General features: G+C 56.9%; 16 protein-coding genes and 4 pseudogenes. 12 read left to right on the forward strand and 8 right to left on the reverse strand.

Features of this window, described 5'->3' with window-relative positions; translation table 11 throughout:
- The first annotated feature begins 15 nt into the window (after nt 1-15).
- The 6 genes from BN77_RS30010 to BN77_RS30035 all read left to right on the forward strand — a co-directional run bounded on the left by BN77_RS30010 (nt 16) and on the right by BN77_RS30035 (nt 5,793).
- Nucleotides 16-504, forward strand: a complete 489-nt coding sequence (locus BN77_RS30010; protein ID WP_007539402.1) for a MaoC/PaaZ C-terminal domain-containing protein — start codon at nt 16-18, stop codon at nt 502-504.
- Between the two features lie 86 nt (nt 505-590).
- Nucleotides 591-1,355 (forward strand): electron transfer flavoprotein subunit beta/FixA family protein, encoded by a 765-nt coding sequence (locus BN77_RS30015; protein ID WP_007539404.1) that lies wholly within the window; start codon nt 591-593, stop codon nt 1,353-1,355.
- A 9-nt stretch (nt 1,356-1,364) separates the two neighbouring features.
- Nucleotides 1,365-2,309, forward strand: a complete 945-nt coding sequence (locus BN77_RS30020) for an electron transfer flavoprotein subunit alpha/FixB family protein (protein ID WP_007539406.1) — start codon at nt 1,365-1,367, stop codon at nt 2,307-2,309.
- Between the two features lie 101 nt (nt 2,310-2,410).
- Nucleotides 2,411-3,865 (forward strand): FAD-dependent oxidoreductase, encoded by a 1,455-nt coding sequence (locus BN77_RS30025; RefSeq protein ID WP_007539408.1) that lies wholly within the window; start codon nt 2,411-2,413, stop codon nt 3,863-3,865.
- 11 nt (nt 3,866-3,876) lie between these two features.
- Nucleotides 3,877-5,040 carry an NAD(P)/FAD-dependent oxidoreductase gene (locus BN77_RS30030; protein WP_007539410.1) on the forward strand — a complete coding sequence of 388 codons (1,164 nt, stop codon included), beginning with the start codon at nt 3,877-3,879 and terminating at the stop codon, nt 5,038-5,040.
- A 114-nt stretch (nt 5,041-5,154) separates the two neighbouring features.
- A complete protein-coding gene (locus BN77_RS30035; protein ID WP_007539412.1) occupies nt 5,155-5,793 on the forward strand; it encodes a TetR/AcrR family transcriptional regulator in 639 nt (212 codons plus the stop codon).
- Between the two features lie 135 nt (nt 5,794-5,928).
- Here BN77_RS30035 and BN77_RS30040 read toward each other — a convergent pair whose 3' ends face one another.
- Complete coding sequence (locus BN77_RS30040; RefSeq protein ID WP_007539414.1) at nt 5,929-6,717, reverse strand: SDR family NAD(P)-dependent oxidoreductase; 789 nt, start codon at nt 6,715-6,717, stop codon at nt 5,929-5,931.
- A 329-nt stretch (nt 6,718-7,046) separates the two neighbouring features.
- Between BN77_RS30040 and BN77_RS30045 the strand changes: the two genes are divergently transcribed.
- From BN77_RS30045 to BN77_RS30060, 4 genes and pseudogenes are all read left to right on the forward strand, one after another.
- The gene (locus BN77_RS30045; RefSeq protein ID WP_007539415.1) at nt 7,047-8,165 is read left to right on the forward strand and encodes a nitronate monooxygenase; all 1,119 of its coding nucleotides are present in this window, start codon (nt 7,047-7,049) and stop codon (nt 8,163-8,165) included.
- Nucleotides 8,166-8,243: 78 nt separating this feature from the next.
- Nucleotides 8,244-9,893 (forward strand): electron transfer flavoprotein-ubiquinone oxidoreductase, encoded by a 1,650-nt coding sequence (locus BN77_RS30050; RefSeq protein ID WP_007539417.1) that lies wholly within the window; start codon nt 8,244-8,246, stop codon nt 9,891-9,893.
- Between the two features lie 29 nt (nt 9,894-9,922).
- Nucleotides 9,923-11,203 carry a 4-aminobutyrate--2-oxoglutarate transaminase gene (locus BN77_RS30055; protein WP_007539419.1) on the forward strand — a complete coding sequence of 427 codons (1,281 nt, stop codon included), beginning with the start codon at nt 9,923-9,925 and terminating at the stop codon, nt 11,201-11,203.
- A gap of 3 nt (nt 11,204-11,206) precedes the next feature.
- Nucleotides 11,207-12,522 (forward strand): annotated as a pseudogene (locus BN77_RS30060) (NAD-dependent succinate-semialdehyde dehydrogenase).
- Nucleotides 12,523-12,693: 171 nt separating this feature from the next.
- Here the strand turns inward: BN77_RS30060 and BN77_RS30065 are convergent.
- The 7 genes and pseudogenes from BN77_RS30065 to BN77_RS30095 all read right to left on the reverse strand — a co-directional run.
- Nucleotides 12,694-13,194 carry a thioesterase family protein gene (locus BN77_RS30065; RefSeq protein WP_007539424.1) on the reverse strand — a complete coding sequence of 167 codons (501 nt, stop codon included), beginning with the start codon at nt 13,192-13,194 and terminating at the stop codon, nt 12,694-12,696.
- The gene (locus BN77_RS30070; protein ID WP_007539426.1) at nt 13,191-13,769 is read right to left on the reverse strand and encodes an adenylate kinase; all 579 of its coding nucleotides are present in this window, start codon (nt 13,767-13,769) and stop codon (nt 13,191-13,193) included. Before BN77_RS30070 ends, BN77_RS30065 begins: the two co-directional genes overlap by 4 nt.
- A gap of 23 nt (nt 13,770-13,792) precedes the next feature.
- Nucleotides 13,793-14,497: a dimethylsulfonioproprionate lyase family protein gene (locus BN77_RS31725; protein WP_007539428.1), complete on the reverse strand. Its 705-nt coding sequence runs from the start codon at nt 14,495-14,497 to the stop codon at nt 13,793-13,795.
- 13 nt (nt 14,498-14,510) lie between these two features.
- Complete coding sequence (locus BN77_RS30080) at nt 14,511-15,443, reverse strand: electron transfer flavoprotein subunit alpha/FixB family protein (RefSeq protein WP_007539430.1); 933 nt, start codon at nt 15,441-15,443, stop codon at nt 14,511-14,513.
- A gap of 24 nt (nt 15,444-15,467) precedes the next feature.
- Nucleotides 15,468-16,217 carry an electron transfer flavoprotein subunit beta/FixA family protein gene (locus BN77_RS30085; RefSeq protein ID WP_007539432.1) on the reverse strand — a complete coding sequence of 250 codons (750 nt, stop codon included), beginning with the start codon at nt 16,215-16,217 and terminating at the stop codon, nt 15,468-15,470.
- Between the two features lie 487 nt (nt 16,218-16,704).
- A pseudogene (locus BN77_RS30090) lies at nt 16,705-17,304 on the reverse strand (transporter substrate-binding domain-containing protein); the annotation flags it as partial.
- A 56-nt stretch (nt 17,305-17,360) separates the two neighbouring features.
- Nucleotides 17,361-17,723, reverse strand: a pseudogene (locus tag BN77_RS30095) (ATP-binding cassette domain-containing protein); the annotation flags it as partial.
- Between BN77_RS30095 and BN77_RS34345 the strand changes: the two are divergent.
- On the forward strand, nt 17,628-17,822 hold the full coding sequence (locus tag BN77_RS34345; protein ID WP_028749031.1) for a hypothetical protein: 195 nt from the start codon (nt 17,628-17,630) through the stop codon (nt 17,820-17,822). The pseudogene BN77_RS30095 and the gene BN77_RS34345 sit on opposite strands and share 96 nt — an antisense overlap.
- Nucleotides 17,823-17,939: 117 nt before the next feature.
- Nucleotides 17,940-18,242, forward strand: a pseudogene (locus BN77_RS30100) (Lrp/AsnC ligand binding domain-containing protein); the annotation flags it as partial.
- Nucleotides 18,243-18,245 lie beyond the last annotated feature (3 nt).

The raw sequence follows: 18,245 nt of genomic DNA on the forward strand, positions 1-18,245 counted from the left end.
ATATGGAGGGAATTAATGGATACGACACTTGAACGCCCGACTTTGATTGTTGGACCGAACGCGATGTTCTTCGACGACTTTAAGGTGGGGCAGGAGTGGACGACGCCGCGCCGGACCATCACCGAGACCGACATCGTCATGTTCGCCGCTCTTACCGGTGATCATAATCCTGTCCATACCGACGAGATTTTCGCTCAGTCCACTCCGTTCGGTGCTCGTATTCTCCATGGGCCTGCGGTTTTCGCGATCGTTACAGGTCTTGAATTCCGTCTAGGCATTAAGGAAGGCACCGCGATTGCATTCTTGGGAATGACCTGGGATCTGAAAGCACCGGTAAAAATGGGCGACACGATCCATGTGTATCAGCGTGTAGAGGAGGTTCGGCGCACGTCCAATCCGGAGCGGGGGATCGTCAACTTCTGGCTCGAGGTCCGCAATCAAAAGGGCGACGTTTGTCAGCAAGGGATTTGGAAAGTCATGTTCCACTCCCGCAATGCTGGATGAGGACAGGACCGCATTGTTGGAGCCTACGCAATATCACGCGGTCCAAAACATGGGAGCGGGCCAGCAGCAGGAGCGCAGTTTTAGATATGGACATCATCGTACTAATCAAGAAAGTTCCCGATCCGAATGTTCCGGAACACTTCGTGTCGATCTCGGATAACCACGAGAATATCATCCTCCACGCGTCGTCCCAGTATTCGATAAATCTTTATGACCTCAACGCGGTAGAAGCCGCGATCAGCCTCAAAGAAGCGCACGGGGGTACCATCACCGTCGTGACGGCGGACGACGCTTCGGCGGACCAATATCTGCGTCGAGTTCTGGCGATGGGTGCGGATAGCGCTGTCCGAGTGGAACTTGATCCAGCCGTTCGCAACGACGCATTCCAGACTGCCGATGCTCTTGCATCTGCCATCAAAGCGATAGGTATTCCGTCGCTGATCATTGCCGGCCGACAGGCGTCTGACACCGACGCGGGTTATGTACCATTCCTGGTCGCTCACGGACTGGGAATTCCAGCGATTTCGCCGGTTGTTGCGTTCAAGTCCGCCACGGACAAGACCATCAACGTAGGCAAATTGTCGGAGGTAAGCATCGATGAGTATGAACTGGCTCTGCCGGCGATGGTCCTGGTCTCGAATGAGATCAATAAGCCGAGAACTCCTGGTCTTAAGGGTGTAATGGCAGCCAAGAAGGCAACGATCGATGTTGTTGAGCGAGCCTCGGGTCAAGTGGAGTCCAAGCCCACCTATGCGCCTAGGAAGGGACAGCGCACTGTCCAATCAACGCAGTTCATCGAGGGCAGCGACGACGACAAGGCGGCCGCCCTCGTCGCCGCTCTCCAAAACTGAGGCTCAGGAATGACAAACGCTCTATTCGTACTTCATCACTCTGCGGACACCCGGGCCACCGAATTCGGGACCCTCGCCTCGCTGGCCGCTTCGCTCAACAGTGCTGGATACACCAGCGGCTTGTTTATCCTTGACACGACTGCTGCCTCAACCGTTACGGTCAAGGCCGGCGGTGTATTTCGGAAAATTTCAGCGGTCTCGGCCGGGAAGCCCGTAGGCGATGGAGCGGACTACCTGGTGCAAGCAGTTCGTAAAGCATCGTCTGACTCATCGGTCATTGTTGCCTTGGGAACGGTTTCGAATAGGAACTGGGGGCCGCAAGTGGCAGCGGCGCAAGGCGCAGAATTCCTGACGGCTTGCGAGACGATTAATGCCGGTCGCGACGGTATAACCGCTACGGCTCCAGCATTGGGAGGGCTGGTGGTGAAGACCGTCGACCTCGGCAGCAAGCAAGCAGTCTTGCTTTATAGCGGAGAGGCACTTCCTGCGCCCGCTTTTGCCGACGTCGAGGCGGCCGTGTCGACAGATGAAGCTTCCGAAGGCCGGGTTCGGTTTGTTGCCTCGGAAGCATTGCCGGATACAGGAGGCATTCCGCTCCGTGGAGCGAGCAAGGTCGTGGCGGGCGGTCTTGGCGTAGGCTCGGGCGACAAGTGGCGGATTATCGAGGAGTTCGCCGGAAAGGTCGACGCTGCAGTCGGTGCAAGCCGTGCGGCAGTGGAAATGGGCTGGGTGCCGTCAAGCCGCCAGGTAGGCTTCTCCGGACAGAAGGTTAGTCCGGATGTCTACGTAGCGATTGGCATCTCCGGCGCCGTCCACCATCTAGCAGGGATCGGAGGCGCGAAGAAGATCGTGGCCATCAACAAGGACCCCGACGCCAGTATCTTCAAGGTGTCTGACGTCGCCATCGTTGGCGACTACGAGCATATACTCGCTGCAGCGATGCGCAAGTTGTAGTAACAATCGGATCGCAATATCCGTCCGCTGGGAGGTACCACGGCGACGGCTTGATCAATACATGAGGCGGCCCAAGGCAGCCTGCACAAGGGAACACCGAAATGAGCGGCAAACGTATCGTCGTTATTGGTGCGAGCCGATTGGGTTGTGACTTCGCTTTGGCGGCCGGTTCGGCGGGGCATGAAGTTACGCTGGTCGATGAGCATCCGCAGGAATTAAAGAGCATGTCGTTCGACGCTCCGTATTTTTACGGTTCGGGACTGCCCGCATCTCTTAGCGACGAGACAGCCGTTTTCGATAACGTCCTTAGCTCCAACGAAGCCCTTCTCGAATGCGTCGAGAACGACGTGGACGTCAAGATTGGCGTCGTTGCGTGGGGCGCATTTCACAATGCGCCGAATTCACAGCACATAGGTGTTCCCAAGGTCGGCATCGTTTCCCGCGAAGGCAACGAACTTCTAGAGTATGACCAGCTGGTTCTCGCGACAGGCTCCCGTGACTTTGTTCCATCCTTCAAAGGCTGGGAACTTCCCGGCGTTCTTGGTGCCAAGGCTGGATTGAAACTTCTTCAATCCTATCAGTGTTTCAACGGCAGCCGCTGTCTCGTCCTCGGAACGACGGCGGTGGCGGTCGAATTTGCCAAGGCCGCGCGAGATTTCGGCATCGATGTCGCGGGCTTCGTCGAACCCACAGCATCGTTCCAGGCAGAAACCGAAATGCTTGAATGGGTCTCGTCGGAAGGAATTCCGATCTACTACGAGAGCGTGATCCTCGAGGCCAAGGGAACAGACAAGATTGGGTCAGCGGCCATCATCGCCGCAGATGGCTCGGGCAGTTTAGCGGAAATTGCCTGTGACTCGATCTGCGTCGCTATCGGTGTGTTGCCAAACGTCGAGCTTCCAGCCGCCATGGGCTGTGAAATGCGGTTCGACGACACGATCCCGGCCTGGGTACCTAAAGTCAAGGGGGACCGCGAAACGTCGATATCTCAGGTCTTTTGGCTTTCTTCTTTCGATCCGACCGACGAACAACCGGCGAAAGCATTGGCGGCGATAGAAAATGGACCAACTGGAACGAACGCAGCACTGGCTGAATCGGATGGCAGACAAGCAGACTACATCAATCTTTGGGTCGCCAAGCTGCATGAAATGGGCGGCGCTGACGTCGTGCTTTGCCAGTGTGAAACCGTTACGCGCGGCGAGTTTCTAAATCTACAGCCCCCGCGCTATCTCAAGGCCGGCCTCAAGGTGATCCATGATCCTGTGACAGGTGGTGAAGGCGGACCGAAAATCAGCCAGGACCTTGCCAAGCGCATGACGCGCGTTGGCATGGGCCATTGCCAGGGCAAGCGTTGCCGCGACGAAGCGGCTTTCTTGCTCTCGCAACGATTCGGCGTGCCATTGCGAGATATCAGGCCAGGCAGTTATCGGTTCCCGATCCGCCCTATCGACATGTCCCTGATAGCAGCAGAAGATGACGATTATCACACTCGCGAAAAGTGGCCTCACTGGATGCATGAGGAAGTCGTTCCGGTCGATGTGGCAGGCACCGAGTAAGGAGGATTGAGATGAATCACTACGACATTATTGTCGTCGGTTCCGGCCTTCTCGGATTGTCGACTGCTTACAATGCTCAAAAAGCTGGCGCGGGGGTGTTGGTTGTCGACCGAGGCCCCGTCGCATACGAAGCCTCGTCTCGCGCGACAGGCTACCTGAGCGTCAGAGCTGACGACCCCGATGAAGCTCCTCTAGCGAAAATGGCCGAGGACCTATGGGGAACACTTGATGAAGAACTTGGATATCCTACCGAATGGACGCCCAAGGGCCGTCTCTGGGTTGCGTTCTCCGATAAGCAGGTTGACGAACTGCATGAGACGTACAAGGCATTCCAACGGGCCGACGATAGCTTCGAAATCATCGACGCGGATGCATGTCGAAAATTGATCCCAATACTGTCTCCTGAAACGCGCGCTGGTCTTTATACACCACGCTCGGGCCACGCTAATCCTCAACGCGTTTCACAGGCGTACGCATGGGCGTTCCAGGACCGCGGCGGAACGATTGTCGAAAACAACCCTGTCTATTCTGTTATTGCAGAGGGCGGAAAGGTGAAGGGGGTCAGGACGGCGCGCGATAAAGTGTACGCCGATCGCGTCGTGCTCTGCGCTGGCGGCTACAACGCCACTTTGCTTCAGCCTTTTGGCGTGGCTTTTCCAGTTGCGACCGTGCGACTTGAAGCGTTGGTGACAACGCCCCTGCCCCATATGTATGACGTCGGCTTCATCGGCCTCAATGGTCTTTCTATCCGCCAGACAAAGCGCGGGAACCTTCATGCTAACGGCGGCCCGCACGAATGGGTGGATGTCAACGCCGACGAGGAGCCTGCTAAGCCAAACACCCCTATCGTCCGCAACCTCGTCCGTCGGATGATCGAGGCCTTTCCAGTCGCCGCGGGTGCGCAACTGCTCCGAACCTGGGCTGGCGTTCTCGACATCACGAAAGACCAGAAGACGATCGTTCACAGGTTCGACGAACCGGAAGGGCTCTTGGTCGCGGCCGGTGCCGGTCACGGCTTCGGTATGGCTCCTTCCGTGGGGATTGCCATGTCGGAGCTTGCTCTCGAAGGAAAAACGCGGGCACCGATTGAGAAGCTTACCCTGGACAGGTTCGCGAACCTAAACCCGAACTGGAAGGCCGATAAACGGTGGACGCCGGGGTCTTATAACACTTAATAAACGAAAGGCCGGCCAAAGGACAGGTCGGCTTTTTTTTCTGCGTGCCGCTCTTGGCTTGTCATTTCAGCTCTTATACCGTAGAGAACGAAAAAATACTTCAGAAGGTGGCCGATGGATATGGAATCGCAGAAAATCAGCGCGAAACCGAGCATTCGGGATAAAATCAAGCAGCAAAAAACCGAACTTATCCAGGAAGAGATTCTGGAAGCGGCATCGCGCTTGATCGCAGCTCGCGGGTTCCGCGCGGTAACGGTCGACGACATTAGCGCCGAGATGGGTTTTACCAAATCCATTATCTACTATTACATGAAGAGCAAAAACGAGATTCTGTGGCGGATTTTCGAGAAGATTGATGTCACTTATGCAGAGGGCCTTGAGGAGGCATTGCAGTCGGGCGGCAGCACGACCGACGTTCTTGCGAGCATCGTAAAGATGCACTCTCTAAACGTAATGCAGCATCAATCCTGGGCTACCATTTACAATCGTGATGAGAACGAGTTGATCGATGATCAGCACGCGATCGTCACGGCCAACCGCCGCAAGTACAACAAGCAGATCCAGGGTTTGTATTCTAGGGGCGTAACCGAGGGCGTTTTTAGGGACACTCCTCCGTTCATCGCGGTAAGCTGCCTAATCGGCGCGTGCAATTGGGCCTACACCTGGTTCAAGCCAGGCCTGAAACATACGGCCGAGGAAGTTGCGTCTGCGTTCGCTGACCAGCTCATTCTAGGCGTTTTAATCAAGAATTGAGCTTTTGCCCGGCCGTCGTGGCCTCCCGATCATGGATTGGGGGGGGTCAAGCTTCCCGCTGATTACAGCCTTCAAAGAGATTTGTTCGGGACGACCCCTGGCATTTTCGAACGCCAGGGGCGATTTTCATCATAACTACTGGATGGTCCAGCCGCCGTCGATGACAAGGGAATGTCCGGCCATGTAGCCAGCGTACGGAGACGCCGCAAACATGATCGCATTAGCGATATCCAGTGGCGCGCCCTTCTTCCCGGCTGGTACGCGCTTCAGGGCATCGGGGTTGACCCCCACACCACGGGCCATATCGGGAGCGGTATCTCCCAGAATGCGTGCAGAATTGCCACGCATATCGGTCTGAATCATTCCCGGGCATACCGAGTTGATCACAACACCGGTCTTCGTCAGTTCGACGGCCATCTGGCGCGTTAGGCCAATAACTCCGAACTTGGACGTTGTGTAGGCAAGACCGTCGGCACCACCGAGAATGCCGCCGACGGAAGCGACGTTTATGATTCTTCCTTCGCCTCGCGCAACCATGTCTTTGAGTACGGCGCGGCAGAAGTAAAACGTGCCGCGGAGGTTGGTGTTAATGACTTTCTCCCACAGTTCGTTCGACGTATCGAGTACGCCAGCAAAGCCGTCGAATACTGATGCGTTGTTCACGAGCACGTCAATCCGGCCATGCTTTGAAAGCACATGGGCGATTACGCTGTTGATCGAGCTTTCCTGCTGGACGTCGGTCTTTACGAATTCGACGGTGATCCCTTCGGAAGCAAGCGATGAAACAACATCCTGCCCCTTGTCCTCGAGGTAGCCCGCAATCACGACATCCCCGCCAGCCCGCGCGAACGCTTCGACGGTTGCCCGGCCGATTCCCGTCTCGCCGCCAGTGATAACCACTACTTTTCCCTTAAAGTCGAACATGAATGTCTCCTGCAGCTTCGCGTTCAATTCTCACGTCCGAGTCGCGGACGAGCACACGGGCGTTCTCAACCAGAGGTGGCGGACATCCTCGACGGCTCCGCCCCCTGGTCGGTTAACATACCGACAAGTACAATACAATACCAGAGAGATTGCGCAACCCTTAGCCGGGGCACGGAATGGGAAAAGTCGCACATCAATAATACGGCTCTTTACAAACGTACCGATCATAATGTTTATTATACCCATTGGTCGACAAACAAGCGCGATCGGTGGAAGGCTCAACACCTGGAGCGCGATACCGATTTGTTACTGGCTCGGAGGACGGACACTTGCAGACAGAAATCACGAAAATCTTGGGGATCGAAATTCCGATCTTTGCCTTCTCGCATTGCCGGGACGTTGTCGCAGCAGTGACCAAGGCGGGCGGCATGGGATCGCTCGGGGCAGCCTGGATGACGCCTGAGGAACTCGAAATGTCAATTGAATGGATCGAGCAGCGCGTCGACGGTCGTCCGTTCTCCGTGGATCTTGTGTTTCCCGGTACCGGTGGTGAAGACGTCGAAAAGACACCAGCTGAGTACAGAAAGATGATCCCTCAAAGCCACCTCGAATTCGTAAAGCATATGCTTGACGACGCAGGCATTGCCGATCTTTCTGAAAAAGATCGCGACGAGTATCTGGCCGAGTCTGCTGAGAAGATGTCGATGACCAACAAAAAGAGCCGGGAACAGCTTGAGGTCGTCCTTAGCAAGAAGTCCGTAAACCTCGTCGTCGGTGCGCTTGGCGTGACGCCAGACTGGGTCGTCAAGGAGGCTCATTCAAAGGGCGTGAAAGTCGGCGCGCTTGTCGGTTCAGGTCGACATGCTGCTAAACAGCGTGAAGCTGGCGTCGATGTTTTAGTTGCACAAGGAACGGAAGCGGGTGGTAGCGTCGGGAACATCGCCTCTATGGTGCTCTGGCCGCAGGTTGTGGAAGCAGCCGCCGGGACGCCGGTCCTTGCAGCCGGCGGCATCTCCCGTGGCTCACAGATTTTGGCGGCGCTTGCGCTCGGATGCCAAGGCGTCTGGATGGGATCACTGTGGCTGGGCACAGCGGAAAGCGATCTAAGCATTGAGATGCGTGAAAAGCTTTTTGCGGCGGCTTCTGAAGATGCTCGCATCGCCAAGGTTATGACCGGTAAGCAGGGTCGCATGCTCTATACTAAATATGTAGAAAACTGGCAGAAGCCGGACGCACCGCAGCCGCTCCAGTGGCCAATGCAGAGCATCCTGAACGGCTATCCTTACAAGCGTGCCGAGCGCGGGCGCAATCTTGACTACTGGACGTATGCGGTAGGTCAGGTGGTTGGCGATATGCATGAACATACCACCGTGAAGAGCGAGATTGAACGCATGCTGAACGAATACGTGGAGGCTCTCGAGAAGCTTCAAGGCGTAACCGCGTATTGAGTTCGATCGCCCGCCATTCTCCGGTGGCGGACATTTCACACTGACATTGACGCGCTGGGCGCATCGGCAGAAGCAAGCATGGAATCCGAACGCGAGAGTATGGAATTTGACGTGGTGATCGTCGGCGGTGGACCTGCTGGTCTATCAGCTGCCATTCGCCTCAAACAGGTAAACCCCGAGCTGTCGGTGGTCGTGCTCGAGAAGGGTTCGGAAGTGGGCGCCCATATCCTGTCGGGTGCCGTTGTCGACCCGATCGGCATCGACCGCCTGCTGCCGGGTTGGCGCGAAGAGGAGGGCCACCCTTTCAAGACGGCAGTGACGGACGACCAATTCCTACTTCTTGGGCCGGCGGGCAAAATCCGCCTGCCGAATTTCATGATGCCGCCGCTGATGAGCAATCACGGCAATTATATCGTCTCGCTGGGCAACGTCTGTCGCTGGCTGGCCGAAAAGGCCGAAGCCCTCGGCGTCGAGATCTATCCCGGTTTTGCCGCGACCGAAGTGCTCTATAATGATGAGGGCGCGGTCATCGGTGTCGCCACCGGCGACGTGGGCATCGAGAAGAATGGCGAACCCGGTCCAAACTATACCCGCGGCATGGCGCTGATCGGCAGATACGTGCTGATTGGCGAGGGCGTGCGCGGCTCGCTCGCCAAGCAGCTCATTGCCAACTTCGATCTGGCGCGGAACAGCGACGTGCCGAAGTTCGGCATCGGCATCAAGGAACTCTGGCAGGTCAAGCCGGAGAACCACAAGCAGGGCCTCGTGCAGCATTCTTTCGGCTGGCCGCTCGGCCTATCGACCGGCGGCGGTTCCTTCCTTTATCACCTGGAAGACAATCTCGTCGCCGTCGGTTTCGTCGTCCACCTGAACTACAAGAACCCCTACCTATACCCCTTCGAAGAGTTCCAGCGCTTCAAGACGCATCCGGCGATCCGCGGCACTTTCGAGGGCGGCAAGCGCCTTTCTTATGGCGCGCGCGCCATCACCGAGGGCGGTTGGCAGTCGGTGCCGAAGCTTTCCTTTTCCGGCGGCGCCCTGATCGGCTGTTCGGCAGGCTTCGTCAACGTGCCGCGCATCAAGGGCAGCCACAATGCCGTGCTCTCGGGCATGATGGCGGCCGACCGTATCGCCCAGGCAATTGCATCGGGCCGCGCCAATGACGAGGTGGTCGAGATCGAAAACGACTGGCGCAAGAGCGATATCGGCAGGGACCTGAAGCGGGTGCGTAACGTCAAGCCGCTCTGGTCGAAGTTCGGCACGGTTGTGGGCGTCGCCCTCGGCGGCCTCGACATGTGGACGAATCAGCTGTTCGGCCTCTCCTTCTTCGGCACGCTGAAGCATGGCAAGACGGATGCGCAGAGCCTAGAGCCCGCAGCCCAGCACCGGCAGATCGACTATCCGAAGCCGGATGGCGTCCTCACCTTCGACCGTCTCTCCTCCGTGTTCCTGTCGAACACCAACCATGAAGAAGATCAGCCGGTGCATCTGCAGGTCAGGGACATGGATCTGCAGAAGAGGTCGGAACACGATGTCTTCTCCGGTCCATCGACGCGTTATTGTCCCGCAGGCGTCTACGAATGGTTGGAGAAGGACGGCAAGGACACCTATGTCATCAACGCCCAGAACTGCGTCCACTGCAAGACCTGCGACATCAAGGACCCAAACCAGAACATCAACTGGGTGCCGCCGCAGGGCGGCGAGGGACCGGTCTATCCGAATATGTGATCGAAATTGCCCCTTTTTAGGAGGCCGAAATGCTCAATACCGAACTCGCAACACGCCGTTCGGACGCTGTCTCTCGGGGTGTCGGGGTCACAACGCAAGTCTATGCAGCGTGCGCCGAGAACGCCGAAATCTGGGACGTCGAAGGTCGTCGCTACATTGATTTCACAGCTGGCATCGCAGTCGTGAATACCGGCCACCGCCATCCCAAGGTCATCGAAGCAGTTAAGGCCCAGCTTGATTGCTTTACTCACACTTGCCATCAGGTCGTCCCATACGAGAACTACGTGCGCCTGGCAGAACGGCTGAATGCCCTGGTTCCGGGCGATTTCAAAAAGAAGACCATCTTCGTGACGACAGTCGCGGAAGCTGTTGAGAATGCTGTAAAGATTGCTCGTGCTGCCACGAACCGTTCGGCGGTAATCTCCTTCACGGGTGGCTTCCATGGGCGCACGTTCATGGGGATGGCCCTCACAGGGAAGGTGGTGCCATACAAGACAGGTTTCGGCGCTATGATGCCAGAGGTGTTCCATGTTCCGTTCCCGGTCGACCTGCATGGAACATCGGTGGAAGACTCGCTTGCCGTGCTCGGCAAACTGTTCAAGGCTGACGTTGATCCCAACCGCGTTGCGGCGTTCATCATTGAGCCCGTGCAGGGCGAAGGTGGGTTCTACGAAGTTCCACGCGCCCTCATGCATAAACTCCGTCAACTTGCAGACAAACACGGAATTCTTCTAATGGCCGATGAGGTTCAGACAGGCTTCTCGCGAACGGGCAAACACTTTGCGATGGAACATTATGGTGTTGCGGCCGACATCACAACGATGGCAAAGGGCCTTGGCGGCGGTTTTCCAATCGCGGCGGTAACGGGACGCGCTGATATCATGGACGCCCCTGGGGCCGGAGGCCTCGGTGGAACATACGGTGGTAATCCGGTCGGTGTAGCTGCAGGCAATGCTGTTCTCGATGTCATCGAACAAGAGGGCCTCAATGAGCGGGCCGAACTTCTCGGCAACCGTCTCAAGCAGCGCCTGCATTCACTTCGTGATGCGGTTCCGCAAATCGCCGACATTCGTGGCCTTGGCTTCATGAATGCCGTCGAATTCAATCTGCCGAACTCGGCGAACCCTAACGCCGACTTCACCAACAAGGTTCGCCAGAAGGCCTTGGATTACGGCCTCATTCTGCTGACCTGCGGCGTCTACGGGAACGTCATTCGCTTCCTCGCGCCGATCACTATCCAAGACAGCGTGTTCGCAGAAGCGCTTGGCATCCTTGAAAAAGCGATTCGCGAAGTCGCGGCGGAGGGTTGATCGATGACGGTTCGGCAAAACCTCTCCTCGAAACTCAAAGACCCGACGCTCGCGGTCGATAAGGCGCTGATCGCCGGCGAGTGGGTTCCAGTAAGCGATAGTGGGGGGACGTTCGACGTGAGCAATCCGTCGACGGGTGAAATTCTCGCGACACTTCCTGATATGAACCGCACTGAGACAAAGCGTGCGATCGCCGCTGCTCACAAGGCTCAAAAGGTCTGGGCGAAGAAGACGGGAAAGGAGCGCGCGGGGGTTCTTCGGAAGCTTTTCGATCTAATGATTGACAACGTTGATGACCTTGCGACCATCTTGACCCTCGAAATGGGAAAGCCCTTCGCGGAAGCAAAGGGGGAAATCCTCTACGGTGCATCGTATGTGGAATGGTTCGGCGAGGAGGCTAAGCGTCTCTACGGTGACGTAATCCCTGGGCATCTCTCGGATAAGCGGATCATGGTCATTAAACAGCCAGTTGGGGTCGTCGCCGCCATCACGCCGTGGAATTTTCCGAACGCGATGCTTGCGCGGAAGATGGCTCCTGCGATCGCCGCCGGGTGTGCGATGATTTCCAAACCGGCCGCTCAAACTCCGCTCTCTGCACTCGCGCTAGCGCTTCTGGCGGAACGGGCGGGAGTCCCAGCGGGTATTTTCAACGTAATCCTGTCGAAGGACTCACCCTCGGTAGGACGAGAGTTCACCGATAATGACAAGGTTCGAAAACTTACGTTTACCGGGTCGACTGAAGTAGGCCGCATTCTTATGCGCCAAGGCGCTGATCAGATCATGAAGCTCGGACTTGAGCTGGGTGGGAACGCTCCGTTCATTGTGTTCGACGACGCCGATCTAGATGCTGCCGTTGAAGGCGCGATGGTCTCGAAGTACCGCAACAACGGCCAGACCTGCGTATGTGCGAACCGGCTTTACGTGCAATCCGGTATCTATGACGCCTTCGCGAGGAAACTGGCTGATCGGGTCTCGTCAATCAAAGTCGGTGACGGTTTCGAAGCCGGTGTCGCAGCCGGACCGCTCATCGACAGCAAGGCCTTGGCTAAGGTTGAAGAACATATCCAGGACGCTGTTTCCAAGGGTGCGCAAATCGCCGTGGGTGGAAAGCGGCACGAGAAAGGTGCTCTCTTTTTCCAACCTACCGTGCTGACGGGTGTAACCACGGAGATGAAGGTCGCCCGTGAAGAAACATTTGGCCCCGTCGCCCCGCTGTTCAGGTTCGAAACGGCGTCAAGCAGTCTGGCCAAGGCCGGGAGGGATCGAAATACGGCTTAGAAGATTACACCGAGATCAAATATCTCTGCCTAAGTGTATGATCCCAGCCGATTCCGAATAGACCCACCACCCTGTTCGTCTTTGACCCTGCTTCTGCGAATCAATGCAGCTCCACCAACTGAGCTTTGGCCAGGAGCTGACCTGGGCGTTAGGACCGACGATGTGCTTATTCAGACGTGCACTCACCCGGAAATACGAGGCATCCTTCGTTACTAACGAGTTCGATTGAATACAAGAGGCCTGCGCAGGACGGAGCCAGTACCTTCTGGAACAGGAAGAGAGCGCTGTGCCTCAAAGAGGCATCTAATCTTTTCGATCATATCCTGAGACGCTGGCTCGGCCGAGGAAGCGCGCACGTGAATAGAAAGGTGCTCTCCTGTAGCCAGAAGCTTACCATGGGTGTCGAAAAGCAGGTGGTAGATGTGTAATCGCTTCTCGTCGTAACCGAGAACCTCCGTTTCACTCCACAGCTCCGTTCCGACTTTGGCCTCGGCTCGATGTTTGATGTGCGTTTCCAGTGTGTAGTAGGCACCCTTTTCGGCATGCTCGAAATCCACACCAATCTCTTTATAGAGCGCGTCAGAGCTTTCTCCGAAAACCTGAAGATACCGATGCTCGGTCATGTGGCTGTTGTAGTCCAGCCATTCTGGCAGAACACGACCGTTCCAAAGCCCTATGGGCTTACCCGCTTCGCGGTTCAATATGCGGTTCATGAGAGAGCCTCCACGATCTCAGCCGTCACCTGGTCCACTTCGCGCATTCCATCAATTGAAACCAGCCGACCCTGGTTGTAATAGAAGTTGGAGAGCGTAGCTGTGCTTTCGCGGTATGTTTGGAGCCGCTTCTTGATTATCACCGGATCATCATCTGACCTGGGAGACTCTCCCTTCCCGATAGCCTCCTGAGCGCGCTTCTCAAGCCGCCTCACAAGCAGATCCTCGTCGACAACAAGCTCAAGCACAGCGTCCAGCTTGAGGCGGCTCTGCCGCAGAACCTCGTCGAGAGCTACGGCCTGGGCAACTGTCCTCGGAAATCCATCAAGAATAAATCCCGAGCAGGCATCAGGTTTGGCCAGCCGTTCCACTACGCAGCCTACCACGATATCGTCCTGGACAAGGCCTCCTGCATCGATGACTGACTTAGCAGCCATTCCCATCGGGGTGCCAGCCTCGACCGCCGCGCGTAACATATCTCCGGTCGACAGTTGGGGCACGCTGAAGCGCTCCGACAGACGCTGTGCCTGCGTTCCCTTCCCCGCTCCGGGCGGTCCAAGCATTACAAGCCGCATTAAGTTCTCTCCGATGATTTCAATTAGGGTGTGTGCCGCTGGCCTTCGAGATGGCACCAGAGCACCAGTAGTGACTTTTGTGTGCACCGCATGGCGCATGTGCTGCTCGCGGGGTTGAACAAAACGTCCCCAACTCCAGCGCTCTTCCATTCCTCTTCGCCGAAACGAAATTCTCCAATCGACAGCGGCAAGAATACACGCGCCTGTTTTTGCATATGATCAGGAAAACGGGTGTATGGACCGAGAAAAGTCAGACCGAGAACGACATCAAGCCGGTGCTCCAGTGCACCCGGGCCGAGCAATATTCCTTGGGAATGGCTCTGCTCGAAGTTGACGCTTGCAAAGGCACCGGCTCTTCTTTTGAACCAATCCACCCGGTCGACCACCGCCAGAAGACCGTCTGTCAAACTCTTGTAAGACGGTGAGGTCGCGCTGGCTTCTGCTAGCAGGGCCTTGATCTGTTGGAGACACGAGAGTTCATCAGAAGTGCAAGACTCAACCGTTGCTGCTCCCCGTGCTCCGAGCAGGTTGATGATCTTGCCGGCAGTGAACTTTGCCATTAGCGGCACCGGCTCAGCCAATAAGATGTCACCGAGGGCCAGAATGATTGCTTGAAGTTCGGCTGGCCGCGCGGAATCCCATTTTCTGCGCGGTGTTCCGTCGAGCAAGTGACGGTCTTCGATCAGCAGATCGTCGCCAAGCTTCCCTGAGGCGCTGATACCGGCCAATGATGTCTCCCGCTCAGAGAGCTTTCTGCAGCTCGGGGAGTACCTCGAAGAGATCGCCGACGAGGCCGTAATCGGCGACCTGGAAGATCGGAGCTTCCTCGTCCTTGTTGATGGCGACGATGACCTTCGAATCCTTCATGCCGGCGAGATGCTGGATCGCACCCGAGATGCCGCAGGCGATGTAAAGCTGCGGAGCCACGACCTTGCCGGTCTGCCCGACCTGCCAGTCGTTCGGGGCGTAGCCTGCATCGACGGCGGCTCGCGACGCGCCCACGGCGGCACCCAGTTTATCCGCGACAGGAAGAATGATTTCGTTAAACCTCTCAGCGGATCCCAACGCCCTACCACCGGCGATTACGATCTTGGCAGAATTGAGATCCGGGCGTTCTGATGCGGCAATGGCGGTTGAGATCTCGCGTGACAACTCCGAGGAAGTGGCTGCCGTCGAGATAACCTCGACGGCAGCAGAGGAGCCTTGGGAGGCTGGAGTAAACGACGCCGTGCGAACGGTGATGACCCTCTTCGTATCGGTCGCCTGGACCGTTTGGATCGCGTTGCCTGCGTAGATCGGTCGTTTGAAAGTGTCCGCTGACACAACTTCTACGATTTCGGAGACCTGCGCGACATCGAGCAGAGCAGCAACGCGCGGCAGGACGTTCTTGCCGCTCGAGGTCGCAGCCGCGATGATTGCGTCGTAGCTGCCGGCCAGCGAAATGATCAGGTCGGCGATCGGTTCGGCAAGGTTGTTGGCGAGATCGTCGCTTTCGGCGAGCAATACCTTGGAGACGCCGCAGAGCTTCGCAGCGGCATCGGCCGCAGCTTTGGCGCCCTTGCCGGTTACAAGCACATGCACGTCGCCGCCAATCTGCGTTGCAGCCGTCAGGGCCTTAGCGGTCTGGTCGGAAAGGCCCGCGTTGTCGTGGTCAGCCAGAAGAAGAATGGCCATTATCGTGTTCTCCCTTTCCAGATCTCAGAGTACGCCAGCTTCGTTCTTGAGCTTGTCGACAAGCTCGGCGACCGACTTCACCTTCACGCCTGCCTTGCGGCCCGATGGTTCTTCCGTCCTCAGCACTTTAAGGCGCGGCGCGGTAGAAACGCCGAAATCAGCCGGGCTCTTCTTTTCGAGCGGTTTCTTCTTAGCCTTCATGATGTTCGGCAGCGAGGCATAGCGCGGCTCGTTGAGGCGAAGGTCCGTGGTGACGACAGCAGGAAGCTTGATCTCGATCGTCTGCAAGCCGCCATCGATTTCACGGGTGACGCGCGCTTTATCGCTGAACAATTCGATCGCCGAGGCGAAGGTTGCCTGTCCGACTCCAGCCAGCGCCGCGAGCATCTGGCCCGTCTGGTTCGAGTCGTCATCGATCGCCTGCTTGCCGACGATGATGAGGCCGGGCTTTTCAGCGTCGGCGACGCCCTTCAGGATCTTGGCGACGGCGAGCGGCTCGACGGCATCGTCGGTCTCGACGAGAATTGCGCGGTCGGCACCCATGGCGAGCGCGGTGCGCAGCGTTTCCTCGGCCTTGGCCGGGCCGATCGAGACGACGACTATTTCCCTCGCGTCGCCACCTTCCTTAATACGAAGTGCTTCCTCGACTGAGATTTCGTCGAAGGGATTCATAGACATTTTCACGTTGGTGAGGTCGACGCCCGAGCCGTCGGGATTCACGCGGATTTTAACGTTGTAGTCGACCACCCGCTTCACGGGGACCAGTATTTTCATGTTTGTCTCCCTCTTGAAGGATCGGACGAGGTTCCACAATCGGTCCTTGCCATACTCTCTAGTACAAAGACATTCGCATAAGTACAAGAACTTTTTGTGGAAGATTACGCATCCCGCCGTCTATCTCCGATCCTCTAGGAGGATCGGCCTACGAAAGTCAGCACGTCTCTTTGAAGTCGCCCATGGTCGCCCGGTGTCGTTTTGCATTTAATCGCGAGACTCCGCATGCAATAATTTCAACAACATAGCGCGGCACTTGAATTGAGATTGGGCACTTAATTTGAGATTCCGGCTTCGATTTTGGCAGTTAATGTGAGATTCGTCGCCATAGAAAAGATGGCTGGACGCGGCTAAGCTTCATCAGAAATGCTAGATATCACAAATGGTCGTGGCCGACTCAGAGGGTTTCAAGCGCCGAAAATCGCGCCGAAAAATCTCAAATTAGGTGTCATCACCTGCTCGAACAGGCGCATTCTTACGATTAAATGCCAAACGACACGCAGCAATCCTTGCCGCCGTCGCTTTTCAGGAGTGCGTCGAGCGCCAGTGAATCACCCAAGACGTAGTCAATGCGGGGGGAAGCCAGATCCTGGAAAGCCTCATCGAGTGTTTGGTAGGTCTTCTCCTCGGCAGCCCCGGCAAAATACTTTTTGTAATATTCCGACTGGATCGTCGACACCTGGATACCGATGGTCTTGCCCTTGACCTCTTCGGCAGTGGCGCCCGGCTTCCGGTCCTTGGGACCGATCAGGGTGCTCGGCGTGTTGTAATATTTGTCGGTGAAATCGATCACCTTCGAGCGCCCGGCGGTGTTCGACATCGACGACCAGATCACGTCGAACTTCTTGTTCTCAAGAGCCGGAATGAAACCGTCCCAGGAGATGTCGACGATCGAGCATTGTTCCCTCATCTCTGCGCAGACGGCGTTCATCAGGTCGATTTCCCATCCCTGCCACTCACCCGACGCATCCTTGGCGAAGAAGGGCGGATAGGATTCGTTCATGACGCCGAAGCGGACTTCGGCCTGCGCGGCGACCGTCGAAAGCGCAAGGGCCGCGCCGGCAAAAAGCGTAGGGAGCAGTTTCATTCGCGGGATTCTCCTGGTTCGTGTGTTGTCGATGATGGCTGACGTGGATCAGTGGGCGTGACGATCAGCATGGTCCGGCCTTCCTCCGCGAGATCGCGGATGACCTTGAGGACCTCGCCGACCAGTTCCGGATCGAGCGCCGATCTCGGCTCGTCGAACAGCATGACGGCGGGATCGACGCAGAGCGCTCTTGCAATCGCCGCACGCTGCTGCTGGCCGCCGAAAAGGAAAGCGGGATAGGCGTCGCGCTTGTCAAAGAGCCCTACCTTGTGGAGCAGGGCTTCCGCCTTTTCGATCGCCTAGCGCCTGGAAATGCCCATGACATGCACTGGCGCCTCGACGACGTTTTCCAATACGGTGCGATGGGCCCAAAGATTGAAACTCTGAAAGTCCATGCCGAGCCCCGTCCGCAGCCGTTCGGTATCTCAACCGAGGCCCACAAGTCGGATGTCATCTTTTCTGCGATGCATCATTTCCTGGAAACGCCGGATCGCGGGAGCATCCATGGTTCCGGCTGAACTTGAGATGCGAAGGACAATGATAAATTGCGCGGTTCCTCGCGCAATTTCGATCTCTTTTGCATTTTCTATGCAAAATGAACTTTCTCACGCGGCGAACACGGCAGAATGCGCCGCGCGCTGGCGAAATTCCGCGTCTGGGCCGAGAAGCAGGATCATATACAGCAGGTCTATTACGTCACCGGCGCGGTCGATCTGATCGCGATCGTCACCGCCCGCGATGTCGAGCATTATGACGACATCACCGCCCTGATCATGGCTGATAATCCGCAGATCCGGCGCATGCACACCAATGTCGTACTGCGCGACGTCGAGCTCGGCCTGTTCGTGCCGTTGGAAATAGGATCGCGCCCGGGCAAGCGACTGGACTCAGATCGGGCAAACGGCATAATTCCGGGCGCAGATCCTTGGGAGGAATGACCG

This window comes from Rhizobium mesoamericanum STM3625, from assembly GCF_000312665.1.
In the GTDB taxonomy this organism is placed as follows: domain Bacteria; phylum Pseudomonadota; class Alphaproteobacteria; order Rhizobiales; family Rhizobiaceae; genus Rhizobium; species Rhizobium mesoamericanum.

Excerpts from the sequence above, each read along its gene's own strand:
- BN77_RS30010 (WP_007539402.1), top strand. The coding sequence starts at position 16 with ATGGATACGACACTTGAACGCCCGACTTTGATTGTTGGACCGAACGCG.
- BN77_RS30015 (WP_007539404.1), top strand. The coding sequence starts at position 591 with ATGGACATCATCGTACTAATCAAGAAAGTTCCCGATCCGAATGTTCCG.
- BN77_RS30020 (WP_007539406.1), top strand. The coding sequence starts at position 1,365 with ATGACAAACGCTCTATTCGTACTTCATCACTCTGCGGACACCCGGGCC.
- BN77_RS30025 (WP_007539408.1), top strand. The coding sequence starts at position 2,411 with ATGAGCGGCAAACGTATCGTCGTTATTGGTGCGAGCCGATTGGGTTGT.
- BN77_RS30030 (WP_007539410.1), top strand. The coding sequence starts at position 3,877 with ATGAATCACTACGACATTATTGTCGTCGGTTCCGGCCTTCTCGGATTG.
- BN77_RS30035 (WP_007539412.1), top strand. The coding sequence starts at position 5,155 with ATGGATATGGAATCGCAGAAAATCAGCGCGAAACCGAGCATTCGGGAT.
- BN77_RS30040 (WP_007539414.1), bottom strand. The coding sequence starts at position 6,717 with ATGTTCGACTTTAAGGGAAAAGTAGTGGTTATCACTGGCGGCGAGACG.
- BN77_RS30050 (WP_007539417.1), top strand. The coding sequence starts at position 8,244 with ATGGAATCCGAACGCGAGAGTATGGAATTTGACGTGGTGATCGTCGGC.
- BN77_RS30055 (WP_007539419.1), top strand. The coding sequence starts at position 9,923 with ATGCTCAATACCGAACTCGCAACACGCCGTTCGGACGCTGTCTCTCGG.
- BN77_RS30065 (WP_007539424.1), bottom strand. The coding sequence starts at position 13,194 with ATGAACCGCATATTGAACCGCGAAGCGGGTAAGCCCATAGGGCTTTGG.
- BN77_RS30070 (WP_007539426.1), bottom strand. The coding sequence starts at position 13,769 with ATGCGGCTTGTAATGCTTGGACCGCCCGGAGCGGGGAAGGGAACGCAG.
- BN77_RS30080 (WP_007539430.1), bottom strand. The coding sequence starts at position 15,443 with ATGGCCATTCTTCTTCTGGCTGACCACGACAACGCGGGCCTTTCCGAC.
- BN77_RS30085 (WP_007539432.1), bottom strand. The coding sequence starts at position 16,217 with ATGAAAATACTGGTCCCCGTGAAGCGGGTGGTCGACTACAACGTTAAA.
- BN77_RS34345 (WP_028749031.1), top strand. The coding sequence starts at position 17,628 with ATGCACTGGCGCCTCGACGACGTTTTCCAATACGGTGCGATGGGCCCA.